The organism is Kribbella sp. NPDC048928 (assembly GCF_043197975.1).
Taxonomy (GTDB): Bacteria; Actinomycetota; Actinomycetes; order Propionibacteriales; family Kribbellaceae; genus Kribbella.
This window is the reverse complement of record NZ_JBICUC010000010.1, coordinates 1-19,403: the sequence shown is the minus strand read 5'-3', so window position 1 is coordinate 19,403 and position 19,403 is coordinate 1. Positions and strand designations below refer to the sequence as shown.

At 69.4% G+C, this 19,403-nt stretch carries 22 protein-coding genes and 2 pseudogenes; 8 read left to right on the top strand and 16 right to left on the bottom strand.

Annotated features, from left to right (window positions below):
- The first annotated feature begins 90 nt into the window (after window positions 1-90).
- The 3 genes from ACGFI6_RS35190 to ACGFI6_RS35180 all read left to right on the top strand — a co-directional run bounded on the left by ACGFI6_RS35190 (window position 91) and on the right by ACGFI6_RS35180 (window position 3,400).
- Window positions 91-537 carry a pyridoxamine 5'-phosphate oxidase family protein gene (locus ACGFI6_RS35190; RefSeq protein WP_393126431.1) on the top strand — a complete coding sequence of 149 codons (447 nt, stop codon included), beginning with the start codon at window positions 91-93 and terminating at the stop codon, window positions 535-537.
- A gap of 40 nt (window positions 538-577) precedes the next feature.
- Window positions 578-2,323: a GAF domain-containing protein gene (locus tag ACGFI6_RS35185; RefSeq protein ID WP_393126429.1), complete on the top strand. Its 1,746-nt coding sequence runs from the start codon at window positions 578-580 to the stop codon at window positions 2,321-2,323.
- Window positions 2,324-2,410: 87 nt separating this feature from the next.
- Entirely contained in the window at window positions 2,411-3,400 is a 990-nt protein-coding gene (locus tag ACGFI6_RS35180; RefSeq protein WP_393126427.1) for an Acg family FMN-binding oxidoreductase, read from the top strand.
- Here ACGFI6_RS35180 and ACGFI6_RS35175 read toward each other — a convergent pair.
- The gene (locus ACGFI6_RS35175; protein ID WP_393126425.1) at window positions 3,397-4,050 is read right to left on the bottom strand and encodes a response regulator; all 654 of its coding nucleotides are present in this window, start codon (window positions 4,048-4,050) and stop codon (window positions 3,397-3,399) included. The genes ACGFI6_RS35180 and ACGFI6_RS35175 overlap by 4 nt on opposite strands.
- A gap of 222 nt (window positions 4,051-4,272) precedes the next feature.
- Between ACGFI6_RS35175 and ACGFI6_RS35170 the strand changes: the two genes are divergently transcribed.
- On the top strand, window positions 4,273-4,914 hold the full coding sequence (locus tag ACGFI6_RS35170) for a helix-turn-helix domain-containing protein (protein WP_393126423.1): 642 nt from the start codon (window positions 4,273-4,275) through the stop codon (window positions 4,912-4,914).
- Window positions 4,915-5,006: 92 nt separating this feature from the next.
- Here ACGFI6_RS35170 and ACGFI6_RS35165 read toward each other — a convergent pair whose 3' ends face one another.
- Genes ACGFI6_RS35165 through ACGFI6_RS35145 form a run of 5 tightly spaced genes read right to left on the bottom strand, consistent with a single transcriptional unit; the run spans window position 5,007 to window position 8,042 of the window.
- A complete protein-coding gene (locus ACGFI6_RS35165; RefSeq protein ID WP_393126421.1) occupies window positions 5,007-5,246 on the bottom strand; it encodes an SHOCT domain-containing protein in 240 nt (79 codons plus the stop codon).
- 16 nt (window positions 5,247-5,262) lie between these two features.
- A complete protein-coding gene (locus tag ACGFI6_RS35160; protein WP_393126419.1) occupies window positions 5,263-5,709 on the bottom strand; it encodes a hypothetical protein in 447 nt (148 codons plus the stop codon).
- A 14-nt stretch (window positions 5,710-5,723) separates the two neighbouring features.
- Entirely contained in the window at window positions 5,724-6,641 is a 918-nt protein-coding gene (locus tag ACGFI6_RS35155) for a universal stress protein (RefSeq protein WP_393126417.1), read from the bottom strand.
- Window positions 6,642-6,651: 10 nt separating this feature from the next.
- Window positions 6,652-7,521: a universal stress protein gene (locus ACGFI6_RS35150; RefSeq protein ID WP_393126415.1), complete on the bottom strand. Its 870-nt coding sequence runs from the start codon at window positions 7,519-7,521 to the stop codon at window positions 6,652-6,654.
- 5 nt (window positions 7,522-7,526) lie between these two features.
- A complete protein-coding gene (locus ACGFI6_RS35145; protein ID WP_393126413.1) occupies window positions 7,527-8,042 on the bottom strand; it encodes a hypothetical protein in 516 nt (171 codons plus the stop codon).
- A gap of 213 nt (window positions 8,043-8,255) precedes the next feature.
- On the opposite strand from ACGFI6_RS35145, the gene ACGFI6_RS35140 reads away from it, so the two are divergent.
- From ACGFI6_RS35140 to ACGFI6_RS35125, 4 genes and pseudogenes are all read left to right on the top strand, one after another.
- Window positions 8,256-9,224 carry an Acg family FMN-binding oxidoreductase gene (locus tag ACGFI6_RS35140; protein ID WP_393126411.1) on the top strand — a complete coding sequence of 323 codons (969 nt, stop codon included), beginning with the start codon at window positions 8,256-8,258 and terminating at the stop codon, window positions 9,222-9,224.
- A pseudogene (locus ACGFI6_RS35135) lies at window positions 9,215-9,604 on the top strand (universal stress protein); the annotation flags it as partial. The gene ACGFI6_RS35140 and the pseudogene ACGFI6_RS35135, both read left to right, overlap by 10 nt.
- Window positions 9,605-9,707: 103 nt before the next feature.
- Window positions 9,708-10,112, top strand: a pseudogene (locus ACGFI6_RS35130) (universal stress protein); the annotation flags it as partial.
- 10 nt (window positions 10,113-10,122) lie between these two features.
- A complete protein-coding gene (locus ACGFI6_RS35125) occupies window positions 10,123-10,989 on the top strand; it encodes a universal stress protein (protein WP_393126409.1) in 867 nt (288 codons plus the stop codon).
- A gap of 14 nt (window positions 10,990-11,003) precedes the next feature.
- Here the strand turns inward: ACGFI6_RS35125 and ACGFI6_RS35120 are convergent, their stop codons facing one another.
- From ACGFI6_RS35120 to ACGFI6_RS35075, 10 genes are all read right to left on the bottom strand, one after another.
- Window positions 11,004-11,456: an FMN-binding protein gene (locus ACGFI6_RS35120; protein WP_393126407.1), complete on the bottom strand. Its 453-nt coding sequence runs from the start codon at window positions 11,454-11,456 to the stop codon at window positions 11,004-11,006.
- On the bottom strand, window positions 11,453-11,716 hold the full coding sequence (locus ACGFI6_RS35115; protein WP_393126405.1) for an FMN-binding protein: 264 nt from the start codon (window positions 11,714-11,716) through the stop codon (window positions 11,453-11,455). Before ACGFI6_RS35115 ends, ACGFI6_RS35120 begins: the two co-directional genes overlap by 4 nt.
- Before the next feature lie 310 nt (window positions 11,717-12,026).
- Window positions 12,027-13,448 (bottom strand): ferric reductase-like transmembrane domain-containing protein, encoded by a 1,422-nt coding sequence (locus ACGFI6_RS35110; RefSeq protein WP_393126403.1) that lies wholly within the window; start codon window positions 13,446-13,448, stop codon window positions 12,027-12,029.
- Between the two features lie 24 nt (window positions 13,449-13,472).
- On the bottom strand, window positions 13,473-14,705 hold the full coding sequence (locus tag ACGFI6_RS35105; protein ID WP_393126401.1) for a sensor histidine kinase: 1,233 nt from the start codon (window positions 14,703-14,705) through the stop codon (window positions 13,473-13,475).
- Window positions 14,702-15,355: a response regulator transcription factor gene (locus ACGFI6_RS35100; protein ID WP_393126399.1), complete on the bottom strand. Its 654-nt coding sequence runs from the start codon at window positions 15,353-15,355 to the stop codon at window positions 14,702-14,704. Before ACGFI6_RS35100 ends, ACGFI6_RS35105 begins: the two co-directional genes overlap by 4 nt.
- A complete protein-coding gene (locus ACGFI6_RS35095; RefSeq protein WP_393126397.1) occupies window positions 15,352-16,101 on the bottom strand; it encodes an FAD:protein FMN transferase in 750 nt (249 codons plus the stop codon). Before ACGFI6_RS35095 ends, ACGFI6_RS35100 begins: the two co-directional genes overlap by 4 nt.
- Window positions 16,102-16,186: 85 nt before the next feature.
- Window positions 16,187-16,858, bottom strand: coding sequence for a CBS domain-containing protein (locus tag ACGFI6_RS35090; RefSeq protein ID WP_393126395.1), 672 nt, complete (start codon window positions 16,856-16,858; stop codon window positions 16,187-16,189).
- Entirely contained in the window at window positions 16,855-17,715 is an 861-nt protein-coding gene (locus ACGFI6_RS35085) for a universal stress protein (RefSeq protein ID WP_393126393.1), read from the bottom strand. The genes ACGFI6_RS35090 and ACGFI6_RS35085 overlap by 4 nt, the downstream gene beginning before the upstream one ends.
- 54 nt (window positions 17,716-17,769) lie before the next feature.
- On the bottom strand, window positions 17,770-18,726 hold the full coding sequence (locus ACGFI6_RS35080) for a PEP/pyruvate-binding domain-containing protein (protein ID WP_393126391.1): 957 nt from the start codon (window positions 18,724-18,726) through the stop codon (window positions 17,770-17,772).
- Between the two features lie 11 nt (window positions 18,727-18,737).
- The coding region (locus ACGFI6_RS35075) for a type I glyceraldehyde-3-phosphate dehydrogenase (RefSeq protein ID WP_393126389.1) at window positions 18,738-19,403 on the bottom strand (666 nt) is incomplete at its 5' end.

Here is a 19,403-nt window from a genome sequence, read left to right as displayed (position 1 = left end):
GATCCCGGCCAGGCGATCGGGGACTTTCGGCCCTACTGCGTGGCGGTCCGGTCGGCGACGCTGGGGTGAGACTCCAGGAAGGCACCTGCCATGACCGCGCCGCTACGCTTCGATCACTCACGCCTTGCGATCCTCAGCAGGCCTGAGTGCCTGCGACTGCTCGGATCGGTACCGCTCGGGCGCCTGGTCTACACCGCCGGCGGCCTGCCCGCCGTCCGACTGGTGAATTTCCTGGTCGACGCGGACACGATCGTGTTCAGCACCGGGCAGGGCGACAAATTCCGGGCCGCCGAACGTGGAGACGTGGTGGCGTTCGAGGCGGACGAGGTGGATCTCGATCGGCACCTCGGCTGGACCGTCACCGCGATCGGTCACCTCTCGGTGGTCAGCGCCACCGAGGCGGCCGAGCTGCGTCGGACCCTGCCGCTGCACTCCTGGCTGCCGATGGAGAACCCGCAACTGGTCCGCGTCGGCGTCGAGTCCGTCCACGGTCGGCGACTGGTTCCGTGGGGCGCGCGGCCGCGCACCGGGGCCTAGGAGGGTTCCCATCGCGGGGAACTGTCCCTAGGCTGACCTCGTGGCAGGCGACTCGCGTGCAGGACGGGGTACCTGGGACGAGGGGGCGCTGGAGTACGCCGGTTTGTCCCGGGTGCGTCTCGACGCGCTCCTGCAGGAGCTGCTCGGCCGGGTCAACGAGATCATGGAGTACCAGGACCGGCTCCGCGCCCTGCTCGACGCCGTCGTCGGGATCGGCGCCGATCTGGACCTGAACAGCACCCTCGACCGGATCGTCAGCGCGGCGTGCGAGCTCGCCGACTCCCGGTACGGCGCCCTCGGTGTGGTCGGCCCCGACGGCAAGCGGCTCGTCCGGTTCATCACCCATGGCGTGACCGACGACGAGATCGCCGCCATCGGCCCGTATCCCGAAGGTCACGGCATCCTCGGGCTGCTGATCGAGCACCCGGAGCCGCTCCGGATGCACGACCTCGCCGAGCATCCACGGTCGTACGGCTTCCCGTCGAACCATCCGCCGATGAAGAGCTTCCTCGGCGTCCCGATCCGCACCCGGGAACATGTCTACGGCAACCTTTACCTGACCGAGAAGACCGGTGGCGCCGACTTCACCGAGGACGACGAACGCACCGTCACCGCGCTCGCCGCGGCGGCCGGCGTCGTGATCGACAACGCCAGGCTGTACGCCGACACCGAGCAGCGCCGGCGCTGGCACGAGGTGACCGCGGAGATCACCCAACTGATGCTCGGCCAGTTCGACGCGGATCAGGCGCTGCAGCTGATCGCGCAACGCTGCTGCGAGGTGTCCGGGGCGCTGGTGTCCGGCGTACTGGTCGCGGACGACGGCGAGCTCGTCGTCCGCGCGATCGACGGTCCGACGGACTACAGCCGCTTCGTCGGGCGCCGGCTCCCGGCTGACCTCCCGCTCCTCGGGCAGGTCGTGTCCGACGACGGCCAGGTCGTGCTGATCGAGGACCTCTCGCAGATCCTCAAGGACGCGGGCAGCCTGAACGAGTTCCCGGCCGGCGCCACGCTCGGCCGGACGGCGATCGCTCCGCTGCCTGCCGGCGGGACGGACACCGGCGGCTTCCTGGTGGTCGCGCTCGAACAGGGTGCGAACAGCCGGGTCACCGACGGCGCCGACCTGGTCCGTATGTTCGCCGGGCAAGCCACACTCGCGCTCGAACGCGCCCAGGCGCAACAGGACCGCGATGCACTCGCCGTGCTCGAGGACCGCGACCGGATCGCTCGCGATCTGCACGACCTGGTCATCCAGCGGCTGTTCGCGACCGGTCTCCAGCTGCAAGGCATGCACAGACTGGCCCGCCCCGAGCACCAGGAGCGCCTCAGCCGGGCGGTCGAAGACATCGACAGCACCATCCACGACCTGCGGGCCGCGATCTTCGAGCTGCAGCACGCGCCGGACTCCAGTTCGTTGCGCGCCGACCTCCAGGGACTCGTCTCCGAGTACACCGAGACGCTCGGCTTCCGGCCCCACCTGACCTGCACAGGCCCAGTGGACACCGCCGTACCCGCCGCGGTCCGGCCGCAGATCCTGGCCGCAGTCCGGGAGTCCCTGTCGAACGTCGTCCGGCACGCCCACGCCTCGCAGGTGACCGTCGAGGTGACGGTTGGCGCCGGCCTGGTCGTCACGCGGGTCACAGACGACGGCGTCGGCATCGGGGCGACGACCCGGCGCAGCGGTCTGCGCAACCTCTCCGACCGGGCCGAGGCGCTCGGGGGTACGGTCCGCGTCAGCGACAACGACCCGCACGGCACCGTGGTGGAGCTCACCGCGCCGACTGACTAACGGCCTCCCAGATCGGGACTCTTGCCCGCAGCGCCACTCACCTCCCGGCGGCGAACCTGAAGAGGTAGCCAGTGGGAGGAGCCTCCGGTGTCAGATCAGCTGCCAGGCAAGGACATCAACGTACTGCTCGCGGCGGCCGTGGCCGCGCCGAGCATGCACAACACCCAGCCGTGGCGTTTCGACGTCCAGGGCCACGTCATCGACGTCTACCTGGACGGATCCCGTACGCTGCCCGCCGAGGACCCGACCGGCCGCGCGATGCGGATCGCCGCCGGCGCCGCCACTTTCAACCTCCGCTGCGCGGCCGAGAGCCTCGGGTACGGCACCTGGTTCGGGCTCGCGCCGTACCCGAGCGATGAACCCGACCTGCTGGCCCGCATCGTGATCGAACCGAGCGCGACCCAGAACGACGAACTCCGTGACCTGGCGTACCAGATCCCGTACCGGCACACCGAGCGGCAGCCGTCCGACACGAACCCGATCGCCGAGAACGTACGCGTAGAACTCATGCAGGCCGCCCATGCCGAAGGTGCCGAGCTCACCTGGCTCGGGGACGACGAGATCCGCTCAGTGCTGGACCTCGTCCTGGACACCGATCTGCGCGAGATCCACGAGTGGCAGCGCCGCGCCGAACGAAGCCACTGGGTCGGCGGGCACCGGCCTTTGGACGGCGTACCGAGCTCCGCGCTCGGTCCCCGCTCCATCAACTACCCGGCCGCGGTCCGCGACCTCGGCACCCGGCCGAACGACAGGCTGCGGGCTGAGCGGACCTTCGAACAGCATCCCGATCTCGCCATCCTGTCCACCGACTTCGACGAACCCTCCGACCAGGTCAGCGCGGGCGCCGCGCTCGAACGCGTGCTGCTCACCGCGACTCGAGCCGGTGTGAGCGCCTCGTTCCTCAACCAGCCGCTCGAATACGACGACCTGCGCCCCAAGGTGCAACGCCTCACCGGCCGGCCCGGCCACGCCCACATGATCATCCGCTTCGCCCACAGCCCCCACCACACCGAGACCGGACGCCGCCCGATCACGAGCCTGTGTCGTACAGATCTGGTGCCCAAGGTGGCGCGCTAGCGGCGGGGGTGCTTCTTCGTGTGTTCGATGGCGAAGACTGCGGCTTCGGTGCGGCGTTCGAGTTCTAGCTTGCGGAGCAGCGAGGAGACGTAGTTCTTGACGGTCTTCTCTGCAAGGTAGAGCGACTGGGCGATCTGGCGGTTGGTCTTGCCCTCTGCGATCTCGGCCAGGATGCGACGCTCCTGCTCGGTCAGCGACGCGTAACGCGGGTCCTCCGCCTCGGCCGGGTGCCGGAGGCGTTCCAAAACCTTGGCCGTCATCGACGGGTCCAGGAGCGACTCGCCCGCAGCCAGCCGGCGTACGGCGTCGATCAGCGCCCGGCCGTTGATCTGCTTCAGCAGATACCCCGACGCCCCGGCCATGATCGCGGTGAACAGGGCCTCGTCGTCCGAGAACGACGTCAGCATCAGACAGGCCGGCGGCGTGTCCATCTGCGAGCGGACCTCGCGGCACACGGAGATCCCGTCGCCATCGGGCAGCCGTACGTCGAGTACCGCGACATCCGGCCGTACGGCGGGAATCCGGGCAATCGCCTCCGCCGCCGTCCGCGCGTCCCCGACCACCTCGATGTCCGGCTCCGCCTCGAGCAGCTGGTGCAACCCCAGCCGCACCACCTCGTGGTCGTCGAGCAGGAACACCTTGATCGTCATCACCGTCTCCTTGGCTTCACCCCGTACCCACCCCAGCCGGGCGCTCGCCCCAGCATCCCGCCCCCACCACGCTACCCGCCAGGGCCCACAGTCCCGTGCTCTCCGGGACCTTTGGCAGACACCGTGCCGTCAGGCCCCCGCAGCCGTGACCTCAGGCCCTGCCGGCACGTCCGTCCGGCTGCTTGGCTGGAACCGACAGCCCGACAGGAAAGGCAGACTCCGATGGACACACAGACCGCAGGTGGGCCGAGCAGCCTCGGCGCCCGGATCCAGCACCGCCGGCAAGCACTCGGTCTCAGTACGACGGAGGTCGCCGGCCGCACCGGCCTGACCACGGACCGCATCGAGCACATCGAAACCCGGCCCTTCGCCCTCACCGGCGCCGAACTCGTCCGGCTCGCGCACGCCCTCGACGTCAGCGTCGACGACTTGACCAGCGCAAAGCCCCCGGCGGCGCCACACCAGCCGCCGCTTGCCCCGGTCCTGCAACCGATGCGGCGCAACGAGTGCCTCGTCCTGATCGAGTCGGGCAGCGTCGGCAGGATCGCGTACGCCGGCGCCGACGAGGTCGTCGTCATCCCGGTCAACTACGCGTGTCGCGACGGTCTGATCGTCTTCCGGACCGCGGCCGATAGCGCGGTCGCCCAGTACGACCTGGCACCGATCGCGTTCGAGCTCGACCACTTCGACGAGGGCATGCAGGACGGCTGGAGCGTCCTCGTCAACGGCACTGTGCGGCCCGCCACCGACGAGGAGACCGCCGCCGTCCACCACCTCGTCACCCCCTGGGCCGGCGGCACCCGTGAAGCCCACATGGTCATCGAACCCAACCGCATCACCGGCCGCCGCATCCGCTCCTGGTGACGCACCCGGCCCCCAGCACATCGAGACCTTGAGAAGCCACCAACCGTTCTCACGCCCGCGAGGCGGTTGGTGGGTTCTCAAGGCTCGACCAGTCAGAGGTCCAGGTGGTGTTCGTGGAGGCGTGCTCGGGCTTCGTCGAAGTCTTCGCGGGTCAGCTCGCCCGCGGCGAAGCGGCGCTCGAGGATCTCCAGTGGGGATGGCAGAGCGGGCGGCGGCCGGCGGGGGTGCCGGATCAGCCGGACTGTCGCCCAGGCTGCGCCGCCCACGAGTACGACCCACAAGACCAGCATGGCGATCGACCAGAAGGCCGTCGCGGAGGTTGAGTGCATCATCGCCGGTCCGCTCCTCTCAGACGACCTGCGTCGAGCCGGTCAGTAGCCGGCCGAGTTCCTGGCCCCAGCGCTCGGCGCGCTCGATCTCGGCGTCGTGGATGGGTCCGGTGGTCTCGTCCACGAAGAAGCTCCCGGACGTACTGAGCATCCGGTAACCCCTGCGCCGTAACAGCTTCGCAGCCGACCGAGCCGCCGAACCCGGCAACCGCCGCACCTTGGCGATCCGGGTGTCGAACGTCGTCACCCGCAGCTCGTGGGAACCGCTCGCAGGCTTGAGCGCGCCGAGCCACTCGCGGATGCCAACCTCGATCGGCATCACCACGTCGCCCTGCTTCCAGGCGTCCTGGCGCGTCGAGAGCCGACTCATCGAGAACGCGTGGGTTGGTCGGATCGCCCGCGCGATCCGCTCGGTGTTGCCGAACATTGTCTCGTACACGATCAGTGCACGATCGTTCGCGGACATGATCTCTCCTCGGGTCAGGCTGTGGTGACGACGGAGCCGGTACGGCGAGACACCCGCCTGCGCTCGGCATCGGTCGTGTGATGCGGAACGATCGCGACCGGGCAGGTCATCGCGGCCATCGAGCGCCGCGCGACCGGGTCGACCGGCAGCGGGCCACTGTGCGCGCCGACCACGACCAGGCCGACCTCGCCGCTCTCGTGCACCAGTGCCGCGGCGGGCAGCCGACTGCTCAGGAACCGGGTCACCTTCACGTTCGGGAACCGGCTCGTCCACGGCGCAAGCGTCTCGGACAACAGGCAGTCGGCGCGGCTGATCCACGAGTATTCCGGGTCCTCGTCGGCGAACGGGCGCTCTGCCGGCAACCCGGCGTGGACGACGATCAGGTCGCCCTCGCGACCGGCGGTCTCCGCGAACGCAAACTCGAGTGCCTCCGTCGACAGCGCCGTACCGTCGATGCCCACGGCAACCTTCCTGTCCAGCAGCGCCGGCTTCCAGGACAGTGGTACGACGACCACCGGGCAACCAGCCCGCGCCGCCAGGGTCAGGTTCGCCTGCGTGTGCATGAGCCGTTGCGGACCGCGGCTGCGCGATCGACCGACGATCAGCATCCGTGCCTTCTGCGCCGCGTGCGCCAGCACCCGGGCCCGTGAACCCTCACCGGAGAGCGCCGCCAGCTCCAGCGCGTAGCCGTTCAGGTGCCGCACATGCGCGACCGCGGCACGCAACGCCGCGTCGGCAAGGTCGGCGGGGGGCTTCGGCGCGTAGCCAGGAGTCATCGGGTTGAACGAGCCGTGTGCCAAGTACGGCGCCACGAGCACCAGTTCGGCGCCGAACCGCAGTGCCTCAGCGGCCGCGTAGTCCACCACCCGCAGATTCTCTGCACTCCCGTCCACCTCGACCACGACGGATCCGGTCCGGTTCCAGCCTGCCATCTCTCTCACCTCACACTTGAACAGGAACGACGGCCAGCGGGCACGTCGCGTGGTGCAGGACTCCGCGCGTCACCGATCCGAGCAGCATCGCGGCGAGCCGGGTGTGCCGGTGGGTGCCGACGACCAGGAGCTGAGCGTCGGTCTCCTCGGCTGCCGTGACGACGCCGTCCACGACATGGCCACGCCGTACGTCGACCTCAAAGGTCACGTCGGGGTACTTCGTACGGCATTCGACGGCAACGTCCTCGAAGTGCTTCTGCGCGTTCTCGGCCCATTCGGCGCTGACGCCGGCATTGTTCATCGCGTCCCAGCTGAAGACCGCCGGGAGGTCCCACACGTGCAGGATCCGGACCGGCAGCTTCCGCGCGCTCGCGACACCGATCGCGAAGTCGATCACCGCGGCGTTGTCGTCGGTGTCGTCGACAGCAACCAGTACGGGGCCAGCGTGATCGGTCGGCTTCCAGTGCAGCGGAACAACCACCACCGGGATTTCGGCCTGCGCCACGACCGCCTCCGACGTGGACCCGATCAGCAACCGTTTGAAAGTCCCGAGGCCGCGTCGTCCCACGACCAGCATCCGGCTGCCCGCGGCGACCTCTGTCAGTTTCCGGGCCGGCGGCCCGACCAGCAGGTCCGCTTCGTTGTCCAGCGTGCCAGGGCTCTCGTCGAGATACTTCTGGACCTCGTTGACGACTTCCATCGCCTGGTCGTCGACGAGGTCCGGCTCCCACCCTGGGACGTGCCGGAGCTGCTCGTCGACCACGTGCACCGCCTGGAGGGGCTCCTGCCGGAGCAACGACTCCTGCAGGGCCCACTCCAGGGCACCGGTGTCACGCCAGGAGCCGTCGACCCCCACGTGGATAACCGGTTTGACGGACATCTCGGTCACCGCAGCCACGGGTACTTGCGAACGAAGTCCAGGCTGCTCCACCACTTGCCCAAGCCCCACACGTTGCCAGCGGCAACCAGAGCGAAGACGATCACGGTGAGCGCACCGAGGATGTGGTCGTCGAGGACCGGGTTGGTCTCGAGCGGCATGCTCGCAGTCCACATCAGCAGGTACAGCAGGGTACCGGCGACGGCCGCGACCCGTAGGCCGATGCCGAGGGTCAGCGCGAGGCCGATGCCGGCCAGACCGATCATGAACAGCGGACTGACCCACCAGTCACCGGCGAGTGAGTGGTAGAAGCTGCCGAGTGGGCCGCCCGCGCCCTTGAGGAAGCCGGCCGTCACGTCGCCGCCGTCGATCCAGCCCTTGCCGGACTTGGTGGCGTAGCCGAGGCCGAACAGCTTGTCGACGAAGGCCCAGAGGAAGGTCAGGCCGAACGCGATCCGCAGGACACCGATCGCGCGACCGGCCGCCGTGGTGATGACCGGGTGCCGGGCACCATCCGGCTCCATTGTGGGAGCAGGTAAGTGACCCCGATGCGACGTGGTGGTCATGATGTCGTCCTTTCACTCGATTCCGACACCTCGATCGTCCGATCTCACCGCTCGTCCGGTCAGAGCCGTTCTCACCCATCCACCGGTGCCGAACGGCCCCCTGGTCCTGGGACGTATGCCGCTGCCCGCCACCAACCGCCTGGCAGAAGCTGGAGTGGGAAAGGACTTCAGATGAGCCACGAACTGACCGCGGACGAGATCGGCATCGTGCTGAGCGCAGCCGTTCACGCGCCGTCGATCCACAACACCCAGCCCTGGCGTTTCGAGGTCCAAGGGCCGGTGATCGACGTACTGCTCGACGAGCAGCGGATGCTTCCGCTCGAGGACGTGTCGGGGCGCGCCGCCCACATCGGTGTCGGCGCGGCGGCTCTCAACGTCCGCGTCGCAGCCGCAATGCTCGGGCACGAGTCCCGCCTCGCGGTCCACCCCGATCCCGCGCGGCCGGAAGTCACCGCCCGGGTCTTTCTCTTCGGCCGCAGCGCGCCGATCGCCGGCCTCAGCAGCCTGTACGGCGAGGTGACGCGACGACACACGTACCGCGGACCTTTGCTCGACCATCCGATCCCGGCGCAGGTACAGCGGCAACTCGACGACGCCGCGCACTACGAAGGTGCCGGGCTGCACTGGCTCGACTCCGCGGCCAGGTCCGGCCTCCGCACGATGCTGCGGCAGACCGACGACCTCGAACTCCACGACGAGGATCGCCTCCACGAGCGGCACACCTGGATCGGCGGCGACCGATCGCTGGATGGAGTCCCCCAGAACGCGCTCGGCCCCTCCCCCGTGCGACCCGCTCTGGTGCGCGATCTGGACGCCGGCTTCGACAGCGCACAGCGCAGCCAAGCCGTCTTCGAGACCGATCCGAGCATCGTCGTACTGACGACCCGCGACGAGGACGCCACCGCCTGGGTTCGGGCCGGGGCCGCCCTGCAGCGGATGCTGCTGACTGCCACCTCGTACGACCTGGCGGCGTCGTTCCTCGATCAGCTGCTCGAGCACCCTGAGCCGCGCTACCAACTCCGGGAGCTGCTCGGTGGCCGCACCTGGCCGCAGATGGTGATCCGGATCGGTTACCCCGCACAGTCACTCCCGCACCCGGGTCGCCGCGACTGGCGCGACTCCCTCGACCGATGGTTCTAGCCAAGGAGAACATCATGACCACGCAGCCCGCCCCGATCGTCGTCGGGTACGACGGCTCGACCGGCAGCCAGAGCGCGCTCCGCTGGGCCACCGCGGAAGCCGTCCGTACGCTGGCACCGATCCAGCTCGTCGAAGCCTTCGAGCTCGTCGTCCTCACCCGCCCGTCGCCGGGACACGTCGTGCCGCTCGAAGCGGTCCGGACCGCGCGCCAGAAGGGACTCGACGCGGTGGCCGAGAGCCTCCGCCTGCACCACCCTGAGCTGACGATCGACACGAGCCTGGTCGGTGGCGCGGCGGCACGGGTGCTGATCGAGGCCGCCGAAGACGCCCGGCTGGTCGTCCTCGGGTCAAGGGGCCTGGGCGGCTGGAGCGGCCTGATGGTCGGCTCGGTCGCGGTCCAGGTCACCACACACGCGCAATGCCCGGTCGTCGTCATCCCGCAGGAGTCACGGTCGCACGCTCCACGGCTCGACCGTCGTCGTCGGGGTGGACGGCTCGAAGGCCTCCGCGCAGGCGATCGACTTCGCGTTCGCCCAGGCGGACGCCCTGCACGCGAACGTCGTCGCAATCCACGCGTGGACGAGTCCCTTCCTCACGTATGCCGACGGCGCATCGATGCTGCAGTTCGACGAGGAGAAGGTCCGGGAGGAATCCCGCCTGCTGGTCGCCGAGTCCATGGCCGGCGCCGCCGCCGAACACCCCGACGTCGAGTGGACCACCCAACTCGTCATGGGTTCGGCCGGGCAGGCGCTGGTACGCCGCTCCGAGACCGCCGACCTGCTCGTCGTCGGTACGCGAGGTCGCGGCGGCTTCACCGGACTCCTGCTCGGATCCGTCAGCCAGACCGTCCTGCACCACACGCACTGCCCGATCGCCATCGTCCGCTGAGGGAGGCGTCATGAGCACCGAACTGCCTGTGCTGGTGGGGATCGACGGATCCCGGGACGGCTTGATCGCACTGAACTGGGCGGCGTCGTACGCCGCTCAGCACGAGGCTCCGCTGCACGCCGTCCACGTCCGCGACGACGACCGCCAGCACCCTGACGGTATGCTTCCCGACGGAGCCGACGACGGCAGCGAGGTTCTCGACGACGCGCTCCAGGAACTCGACCGGATCGGGTTCCGGAACGCCGCGCTGGAGGTCCGGCACGGACATCCGGCGCAGGTCCTGCTCGAGCTCGCCGAGCGATCGTCCGCTCTGGTGGTCGGCCGCCGCGGGATGGGCGGGTTCGCCGAACTCGTCCTCGGGTCCACGTCCCAGGTCTGTACTGCGCTCAGCACCAACGTGCCGCTGATCGTGGTTCCGGACACCTGGGATCCGCTCGCACCACCACGCGGGCGCATCGTGGTCGGCGTCGACGGGTCGGTCGAGGGCCAGGACGCGTTGCGGTTCGCCTTCGAACTGGCCGACACGACCGGCGCCGGACTCCTCGCCGTCCATGCCATCGAGGTCCGCGAGAGCTACCCGGACCCGCACAGCTGGTTCGATCCGGCGCGGCAGCCGTGCGTCGAGGCCGCCGACGAACTGCTCACGCAGGCGCTCGAAGGCTGGCCCGCGAAGTACCCGGACGTCCCTGCCGACAGTCACGGGGTCGTCGACCACCCGGTTCTCGTCCTGGCCCGCGAGTCCCAGGACGCCGACCTCGTGGTGGTCGGCGGCCTCGGCCGCACAGCCTTCTCCGAACTCCGAATGGGCTCCGTCGCCCGCGGCCTGCTCTACCACTCACACTGCCCGGTAGCCGTCATCCACCACCAGAACCACTGACGCTTCAGACTTGCTTATCCCACCGTCCGGAAGTGTGCCGCGTCGAGGGCGGACTGGAGTGAGCGGCGGTAGCCCTCCGAGGTGAACGTTGCCCCGGACACCGTGTCGATCCGTGCGCTCTGGGCCGCGATGGCCTCCTGCTGCAGCTGCGGCAGGGCGAACGAACTGATCTCCCGATCACGGCCGGCTGACGACGGATACACGACGGCCGTCACTGTCACCAGGCGCTTGCCGCGGACGGTGATCCGGACCTGCACCGGGCCGTACTGCGTGTCTTCTGCTTTCCCGTTGACCGTCACATCGCCGGTTCCCGGGGACGTGCTCACAATCCCTGGCGTCACGGCGGTGGCCGGCGGAGCGGAGACGTGGTTCCTGCTCGTCGGGTACAGGAACAGCAGCACCAACAGCACGCCGGTACTCCCGCCGACCACCAGATTGCGCCGCAACCGCTCCGAGTGCACGCTCATCGAGCACCGGCCTGGTGCGCGGCGTCGAGCGCGGATTGCAGCGACTGCTTGTACCCCTCTGAGGTGAAGGTTGCCCCGGACACCGTGTCGATCTGCGCGCTCTGCGCCGACATCGCCTCTTGGTCGAGTTGCGGGACCGCGTACCCGTTGATCCGATCGGTCTGTCCGTCACCACTCGGATGCTGCAACGTGTGGGCCTTGACGATCCGCCCGCCGCGCACGGTGATCTCGACCTGCACCGGACCGTACTGCGTGTCCACGACGCCGCCCGCCGCCACGACCGACGTCGCCGGCCGGGATGCTACCGGGGAGGTGGGCCGGGCAGGCCTGGGCGTCGTCGCTGTGGGCCGAGGGCTCGCGGCGGTCGGCGGAGTGGATCCCCGACCGTCGCGGCGTGCCGGTCGCGATCTGCGGACCGATGCCTGGCCCGGCGATCCCGGACCGACGACCGCAGTCTGGCCCGTCGGGGTGGTTCTCGGGGCCGTGCCAGCCCGGAACGCGACCGCGAGCACCGCCGCTGTCGCCACCGTCATCAACAATCTGACTCCGAGCCTCACCCGCGCTCCTCCCTCACCACGAGAATCGTTCCTGATGCAACTGGCCGGCAGGCAGCCCCGCCGCGGTCACGGCTGCACACGCCGCATCCATCCACCGGTCCGGTCCGCAGACAAAGACGTCGTACTGCGAGATCTCCGGCACGAGCTTCCGTACCGCCGCCGCATCGGACCATGACCCGGCGCCCTCGGGGAGCCAGGACGCCCGCCCGCGAAGCCGAGGGCCGAGCACGTAGTGCACGGTGATGCCACGCCGCCGGGCCAACTGCTCGAGTTCGTCGCGGAACACCAGGTCCGCCTCGCTGTGCGCGCGGTACACCAGCACCGCGTCGCCCCGCCGGTAGTCCAGCTCCTCCAGCAGCGCGCGCAACGGCGTGATACCGATGCCACAGGCAAACATCGCTACGCGGTCGGTAACCCGCCGTTCCGCGGTCAGCCGCCCGTACGGACCCTCCACGGCGACCCGCGTACCGGGACGCAACCGGGCCAGCCGGCTGCTGCCGTCACCTGCAGCCTTCGCTGTCACCCGAAGCCGATCGGGTGCAGGTGAGGCGGACAGCGAGTACGGGTTGCCCCGTGACCAGCCCTGACCGTCCAGGAACCTGAACACGAAGTACTGTCCGGCTCGGACCGGCATCCGATGCAGGCCGCGCCCGCCAAGCGACACGGTCACCACACCGGGCGCCTCATAGATCACCTCACGCACCGTCAGACCGTGCCGCAACGTCCGCCAGATCGGCAGCATCAACCGGTACACCACGATCGCTCCGGCCGCGACGCCGTACGCCGACCACCAGTACACCTGTGCCAAACGGGAGGACGTGAAGTCCGCACCGGTCCAGATCTCGTGCGGAATCGACAGCCCGACGCCGACATAGGCATACAGGTGCAGCAGGTGCCACGACTCGTACCGCAGCGCCCGGCGCGCGAGCCTGACCGACGTGACGACGACCACGACCAACGCGGCCGTCGCGGCCAGAGCCAGCAGCATCCCGCCGTACGTCGTGACGACAGTCCAGGTCTCACGCAGGAGATTGTTGTGGTCGCGCAGCGTGTAGCCACCGAGGATCAAGGCGATATGTGCGAGCAGCAGGTTGAACGACCAGAATCCGGTCAGCCGGTGCCGGCGCGCCAGTTCGTCCTGCCCGTAACTCCGCTCAATCATCGGCACACGCGCCATCAGGAACACCTGTACCAGCAGCAGATCCGCAGCGACCAGGCCGGACAGGCGGCCCAGCGATGTGAACAGATCGGCAGGACCGTTCAGGAGGGTCTGCAGACCGCGGCCGGACACCCAGAGCGCGGCCACGATCAGCACGCTCGTCCAGCACAGCACGCCGGTCAGATCACGCCACCAGGCCGGGGTCTGCGGCGGACGTCTCCGGACGTGCATGGTCCGCGGGCGGCTCGCCACCTGTCCTGGACCGCGGTTCGTCATGGCTCCGACGATGCCCGCGGATTCTTAGTCCTTCCTTGGACCGCCCTCTGCAAGCGCCGGCAGGACGAGCTCGAACGTGGCCCCGGTCTCGCTCGGGGCCAGCCTGAGCTGACCACCGAGCCGATTGGCGACATCGTGCGCGAGCGCCAGACCCAAGCCGTAGTGTTTGCGCCCGGCGCGGTGGCCACCGGAGTCGAACCGGCGCAGCACCCGCTGCGCCGCTTCCGGGCCGATCCCAGGACCCGTGTCGCTGACCGCGAGGATCACGTCACCGCGCTGCCGCCGGACGGCGATCCGCACCTCACCCTCCACCGGCGTGTGGTCGATCGCGTTGTCCACCAGCGCCATCGTGGCGCGCCGGATCGCGCTCGGCGACCCGAGCGCCGACGCCGCATCGGGCTCCGCGGTCCAATACAGCCGGACTCCGGCCTGCTCGGCATGCGCACCCGCCGCAGCGGCGACATCCCGTGCGACCCGGACCAGATCGATCGGCTGGTGATTCTCGGCGCCTCGCGGATCCGCCGCCGCGAGCAGGTCGTCGACGACGTCCGCGAGCCGGCGGGTGTCGTCCACCACGCCGTCCGCATCACCCAGGATCTGTTCATCGGCCCCGGCGCGGCGCAGGGCTCTACCGAGCACCTGCGCCCGCGTACTCAACAGCGTCAGAGGAGTCCGCAGCTCGTGCCCGGCATCGGCCACGAACGCGCGCTGCAGCGTCAGCGCCTGCGCCAGCGGCCGTACAGCGCGTCGGCCGATCAGCACGCCCAGCAGGCCGGCCAGCAGCAGACCGAGCGCTACTGCCAGCCCCATCGCCTGCAGCAGACGGGCACGCTCCTTGTGAGCAGTCGCGAGGTTCAGTACGGCCTGGATCTGCTTGCCCTCGATCAGGCCTGTCGCAACCCGGTACTCGCCGTCGTCGTTCTCAACGGTGATCAGGTCGACCTGTGCGGTGGCCCTGGCCCGCAACGCGCCCAACTCGGGAAGAAGGTCCGCCGGCAGGCCTGGTGACGTGCTCGTGCCAGACGGTCCGGTCATGACCAGCCAGGCGCCGGCCGGCGGATCGCCGACGTCGTCCGCGGTCGCGACGGCGGACCGGAGCAGATCGTCCGCCGCGCCCGCCTGCCCGCGGACGACGACCAGCGTGACGAGCGCGATCAGCAGCAGCATCGCCAGCGCAACCAGGGCGGCCGCCTGCACGGCGACTCCGCGCGCGGCACGCCGGACCAGGACTTCGTCGCCGATCGGGCGGCCGTTCACAGCTTCCCCAGCCGGTAGCCGAGCCCGCGCACCGTCGTGATGACGTCCCGCCCGACCTTCCGGCGGCAGTAGTGGACGTACGTGTCGACGACCGTCTCCGACTCCGCGTCGCCGAAGACACGGTCGAGCAGCTCGGCCCGGCTGAAGACCGCGCCAGGTCGCGCGGCGAGCAGTCCCAGGAGCGCCGCCTCACGCTCGGACAGCTCCACAACCACGCCGTCGGCCCGTCGTACCGTCCGGCTCGAGAGGTCCAGTGAGCCGCCCGGTAGTGGCAGCTCGACGGCATGATCCAGGTGGCGCCTCAGGAGGGCACGGACCCTCGCCAGCAACTCGGAGAGCTCGAACGGTTTGGTCAGGTAGTCCTCGGCGCCCGCATCGAGTCCCTCGACGCGATCCTCCGTGCTGTTCCGCGCCGACAGCACCAGGATCGGCGTACCGACGCCACGGCTGCGCAACCGCGCGATCAGATCCAGGCCCTCGACAGCCGGCAGACCACGGTCGACGATCATCGCGTCAGCCGGTTGCGTGAGCGCCAGGTGCAGACCGGTGTGGCCGTCGCCCGCGCACGTCACGGCGTACCCCTCGTCGGTCAGCACCCGCTCGAGAAGTCCGGACAGGTCGGCGTCGTCCTCGATCAGCAGGATTCTCACGACTCCGCCCAACCGGGCGTGGAGAAGAGGTTGCCGTCAGCAAGAACTCCCAGTCCTTCGTAGTGCGGTGGCAAGACCGTCGGCCACTCGTCTCCGGCCACGAAGGCGGCCGTCGCCAGTACGTCGGCGTATTCGAGCGACGGGCCGGACACCGACACCGACAGCCACCGGCTTTCCACCGGACGACTGGTCCGCGGATCGTACAGGTGCGCGCCCCGGGCCGCCGTACCGCTCGTCGCGACCGCTCCCCCGGTCCGACGGACGCTCGTCACCACGCTCGACGGGTCGCGAGGGTTCTGGATGCCGACCGAGAACGGCTCACCGCTCGGACAGATCACGAGCACATCCCCGCCGGCGTTCAGGCACCAGTCCACCTCTACGACCTCCCGCAGTCGTTCGCCGGCACGCTCGACCGACCATCCTTTCACCAGTCCGGACGGGTCCCACATCCCGCCTGGTGCCTCGGCGTCGAAGAGCCCGTCGGTCATCTCCTGGGCGGCGGCGCACCGCTCGGCGACCTCCCGCACCAGAGGATCCACACGGTCCCAACTCAGCTCACCGTGCGCCAGCAGGCTCACCGCGCTGTCCGCCTTGTACGGCGAGAACATCCGATCGATCGCAGTCAACTCGGCGTAGACCTCTCGTACCGCCGCAGCCGCCCGCCCGGACCCGGCGCCGTCCCCACGCCCGAGCACACTGATGGGCAGCCCCATGATCTGCTCGACCCAACTCCGCCGCGGCACCATGCGCCAACCGTACGACCCACGGCCTCCCAGGGCCGCCCGTCAGGTCCGCAGCGGGTACATCGGTCGTGCTCACCGGCCAGTTCTCCTAGTAGAACGTTGCGCCGGTGGCGCGGGTCGTGTCGTCGAACCTCCAGGTCAGTTCGTTGCGTACCGCCACGACGCCGTCGACCGCGCTGATCAGTTGCTCGGCGAACGCGACCGTACTGCGCTTGTCGACCTGGCCCGTCAGCTTCACAACGCCTTCCAGCACGTCGACATGGACGGCCAGCGGGTCGTCCCACAGATGCCGATCCACGACATCGCGGCGAACCCGGGCGAGAATCTCCTGATCCGACGCGAGGAATGCGCGCAGCAGGTCGGAGCGCGTCACGATGCCGGCCAGGTCGTCACCGGCCATGACCAGCAGGCGAGTGATACCGCGCTCGCCCAGCACCCGGGCGGCCTCGTCCAGCGTGCACTCGGCCTTGATCGTGACGGCCGGAGTGGTCATCAACCGATCAGCTGTCAGCGCGGCCGCCTTCGTCCGCGCCTTCCGCGACCACCACGGACGACGCTGCCGGCGCTGGAACTCCTCCTTGCGCAGCAGGTCCGTCTCGGACACGACGCCGGCCACACCGCCGTACGGGCCGAGAACCGGGACGGCGCTGATGTGATGCTCGGCCAGAGTGGCCACGACAGCCTTGAACGGCGTGTCCTCGGCGACCGTGACGACGTCCTTGGTCATCACGTCCGCGACAGTCAGCAAGTGGCGCATCATGACTCCCGTTCTGATTGCTCGCTCCGGCGGACGATCGCCACGGGCGACTCCGCATGGTGCAGAAGGCTCTGGCTGACGGACCCGAGCAGCAGGCCGGCGACGCCGCCCCGCCCGCGCGAACCGACGACAACCAGCGAGGCTGTCTCCGACAGCTTGATCAGGCGCTGACCGGCCCGGCCGTCGACGACAGAAGCCCGCACGGTCACCGTGGGGAACTTGTCGCGGTACGGCTCGAGGCTCTCGGCGAGCCAGGTCTTCAGCAGTTGCTCGGTGCCCTCCACCGCCGCTGCGTACTCCGACTGTGCCAGCCAGCAGTGCACGACTTCCAGCGCCAGGCCGGTACGAGCAGCCTCCTCGAACGCAAAGGTCAGCGCGTCGTCGGAGTCCGGCGACCCGTCGGTGCCGACCACGACCGGTCCGTCGTGCCGCTCACCGCGGACGACCACGACCGGGCAGGGTGCCTTGGCAGCCACCGCCGTCGCGACCGACCCCAGGAACGCGGCCGACATCTTGTTCGGCGATCTGGTCCCGACCACGATCATCTCGGCCTCGTCGGCCTCGAGCAGGATCGCGTGCGCCGGATCGAGCTCGGCCAACCAGCCGGATCCACGCTCGTAGCCGAGCCGGTCACGGATGAACTGCACGGCCTCGTCGAGCTCGTGCTGGAACTTGTCCAGCGCCATCGGCGGCGGAACATAGCCTGCCATGCCGACCGCAGGCCAGCGGTCGATCTCGTTCAGGTAGGCCCGCACGACCCGGACCGGCAACTCTCGCTGCTCCGCAGCCGCCACCGCCCATCGCAATGCGACCTGCGCCTCAGGCGTGTCGTCGATACCCACTAAGATGTTCTTCGTCATCACTCCATCTCCTCTCACTGGTTCGGGTGCCGGACGAGAATCTCCGTCGGGCCGTCACCCGAGCTGCGGGACGGCCGTGACTCGGCCTCGGGTGGCGATGGTCATTGCGGGCAGCACCCAAGGACGGACCTCGACCGCGTAGAGCCGGCCGGTGCATCCGTCCTTTGCCCACTCCAGCGCCATCGGGCGGCGGAAGAGCTTGTCGGCGGTCACGGACCAGTCGGCCAGCTCGAGCAGTTCGTCGTCGGTCAGCACCAGCGCGCCACGTTCGTCCGGCGTGGTCGGCACCGTCCGCGTTCCGCGCGGATCGGCGTACACGACCTTGGTCGGTTTGGCGCCGCGGTGCTTGACGATCAGCGGGCGCGAGCCTGGGTGCACGGAGTATTGGTCGGCGCCGGCTGCCGTCGGTTCACCGAGGCCCCAACGTGCGCGGACGCGCACGAAGGTGCTCTCGCCACGGGCCGTGCCGGAACTGCCGACGTCGGCGCGCACCATCGTCTGTACAGTCACCGGCATCGCGGCCCGGAGATGATCCTCACCGATGGCTTCGCGGTGGCCGACAGCCGCCATCGAGAACAGCGATGCGAAGCATCGCCGTACGGCTGCGACCACGTCAGCACCCGTTCGCAGGTGCAGGAAGACGTCCGCCTGCCCCTCGTCGGCCGAATCGACCGGGCTGCAGCGCACGACGCCATCAGTGCCGTCGCCGCCGAGCTCTTCATACCCAGCGAGGATCTCGTCGACCATCGCCGGCGGCAGCTCCGCGTCACGGAAGGCCGAACGGATCTCGGCCGCTGCCACCGCCAGATCGCGACCGGCCCGGAACCGCCGGATCGCCTGCGCGATCGACGGACCGAGCCGCGCCTCCTCGACGAACTCCCGGTACGCCGCCGCGGTCACGGCGAACCCCGGCGGGATCCTGATCCCAGCAGCCGCGAGCTCAGCCAGGCGGACGTTCTTCACGCCGACCTGGGCCGGATCCAGGTCGCCCGAAAGCCAGACGATGTTCATCGTTCCTCCTCTTACAACGAGGTGGCGACGAGCGCGGTCAGGTCGACCAGGCGGCTCGTGTAGCCCCACTCGTTGTCGTACCAGCCGAAGACCTTGACCAGATGGTTCTGGACCTGGGTCAGCGGCGCGTCGAAGATGCACGACGACGGGTCGCCGACGATGTCGCGGGACACGATCGGATCGGTCGAGTAGCGCAGAATCCCCTTCAGAGATCCGGCCGCGGCCTCGGCGAACGCCTCGTTGACGAGTTCGACCGTGACCGCCTCGTTCAACTGCACTGACAAGTCCGTGAGCGATCCGTCCTCGACCGGGACCCGGACAGCGACACCGTCGATCCTTCCGGCCAGGTCAGGGATGACGAGCCCGACCGCACGGGCAGCACCGGTGCTGGTCGGGATCAGGTTCGTGGCGCCGGAACGGCCGCGGCGCAGATCCTTGTGCGGCGAGTCCAGCAGCACCTGATCGTTGGTATAGCTGTGGATCGTCGTCATCAGCCCGTGCTCGATCCCGAACGCCCGATGCAGCACCGACACCATCGGCGCCACGCAGTTCGTCGTACACGACGCGTTCGAGATCACGTCATGACGGGCCGGGTCGTAGTCGTCCTCGTTCACACCGAGCACGACTGTCGCGTCGACGTCCTTGCCGGGGACGGACAAGATCACCTTGCGGGCACC

Bases quoted from the DNA above. Each gene is read 5' to 3' on its own strand.
- ACGFI6_RS35190 (WP_393126431.1), top strand. From the start codon at position 91: ATGACCGCGCCGCTACGCTTCGATCACTCACGCCTTGCGATCCTCAGC.
- ACGFI6_RS35175 (WP_393126425.1), bottom strand. From the start codon at position 4,050: ATGACGATCAAGGTGTTCCTGCTCGACGACCACGAGGTGGTGCGGCTG.
- ACGFI6_RS35170 (WP_393126423.1), top strand. From the start codon at position 4,273: ATGGACACACAGACCGCAGGTGGGCCGAGCAGCCTCGGCGCCCGGATC.
- ACGFI6_RS35165 (WP_393126421.1), bottom strand. From the start codon at position 5,246: ATGATGCACTCAACCTCCGCGACGGCCTTCTGGTCGATCGCCATGCTG.
- ACGFI6_RS35160 (WP_393126419.1), bottom strand. From the start codon at position 5,709: ATGTCCGCGAACGATCGTGCACTGATCGTGTACGAGACAATGTTCGGC.
- ACGFI6_RS35155 (WP_393126417.1), bottom strand. From the start codon at position 6,641: ATGGCAGGCTGGAACCGGACCGGATCCGTCGTGGTCGAGGTGGACGGG.
- ACGFI6_RS35150 (WP_393126415.1), bottom strand. From the start codon at position 7,521: ATGTCCGTCAAACCGGTTATCCACGTGGGGGTCGACGGCTCCTGGCGT.
- ACGFI6_RS35145 (WP_393126413.1), bottom strand. From the start codon at position 8,042: ATGGAGCCGGATGGTGCCCGGCACCCGGTCATCACCACGGCGGCCGGT.
- ACGFI6_RS35140 (WP_393126411.1), top strand. From the start codon at position 8,256: ATGAGCCACGAACTGACCGCGGACGAGATCGGCATCGTGCTGAGCGCA.
- ACGFI6_RS35125 (WP_393126409.1), top strand. From the start codon at position 10,123: ATGAGCACCGAACTGCCTGTGCTGGTGGGGATCGACGGATCCCGGGAC.
- ACGFI6_RS35120 (WP_393126407.1), bottom strand. From the start codon at position 11,456: ATGAGCGTGCACTCGGAGCGGTTGCGGCGCAATCTGGTGGTCGGCGGG.
- ACGFI6_RS35110 (WP_393126403.1), bottom strand. From the start codon at position 13,448: ATGACGAACCGCGGTCCAGGACAGGTGGCGAGCCGCCCGCGGACCATG.
- ACGFI6_RS35095 (WP_393126397.1), bottom strand. From the start codon at position 16,101: ATGGTGCCGCGGCGGAGTTGGGTCGAGCAGATCATGGGGCTGCCCATC.
- ACGFI6_RS35090 (WP_393126395.1), bottom strand. From the start codon at position 16,858: ATGATGCGCCACTTGCTGACTGTCGCGGACGTGATGACCAAGGACGTC.
- ACGFI6_RS35085 (WP_393126393.1), bottom strand. From the start codon at position 17,715: ATGACGAAGAACATCTTAGTGGGTATCGACGACACGCCTGAGGCGCAG.
- ACGFI6_RS35080 (WP_393126391.1), bottom strand. From the start codon at position 18,726: ATGAACATCGTCTGGCTTTCGGGCGACCTGGATCCGGCCCAGGTCGGC.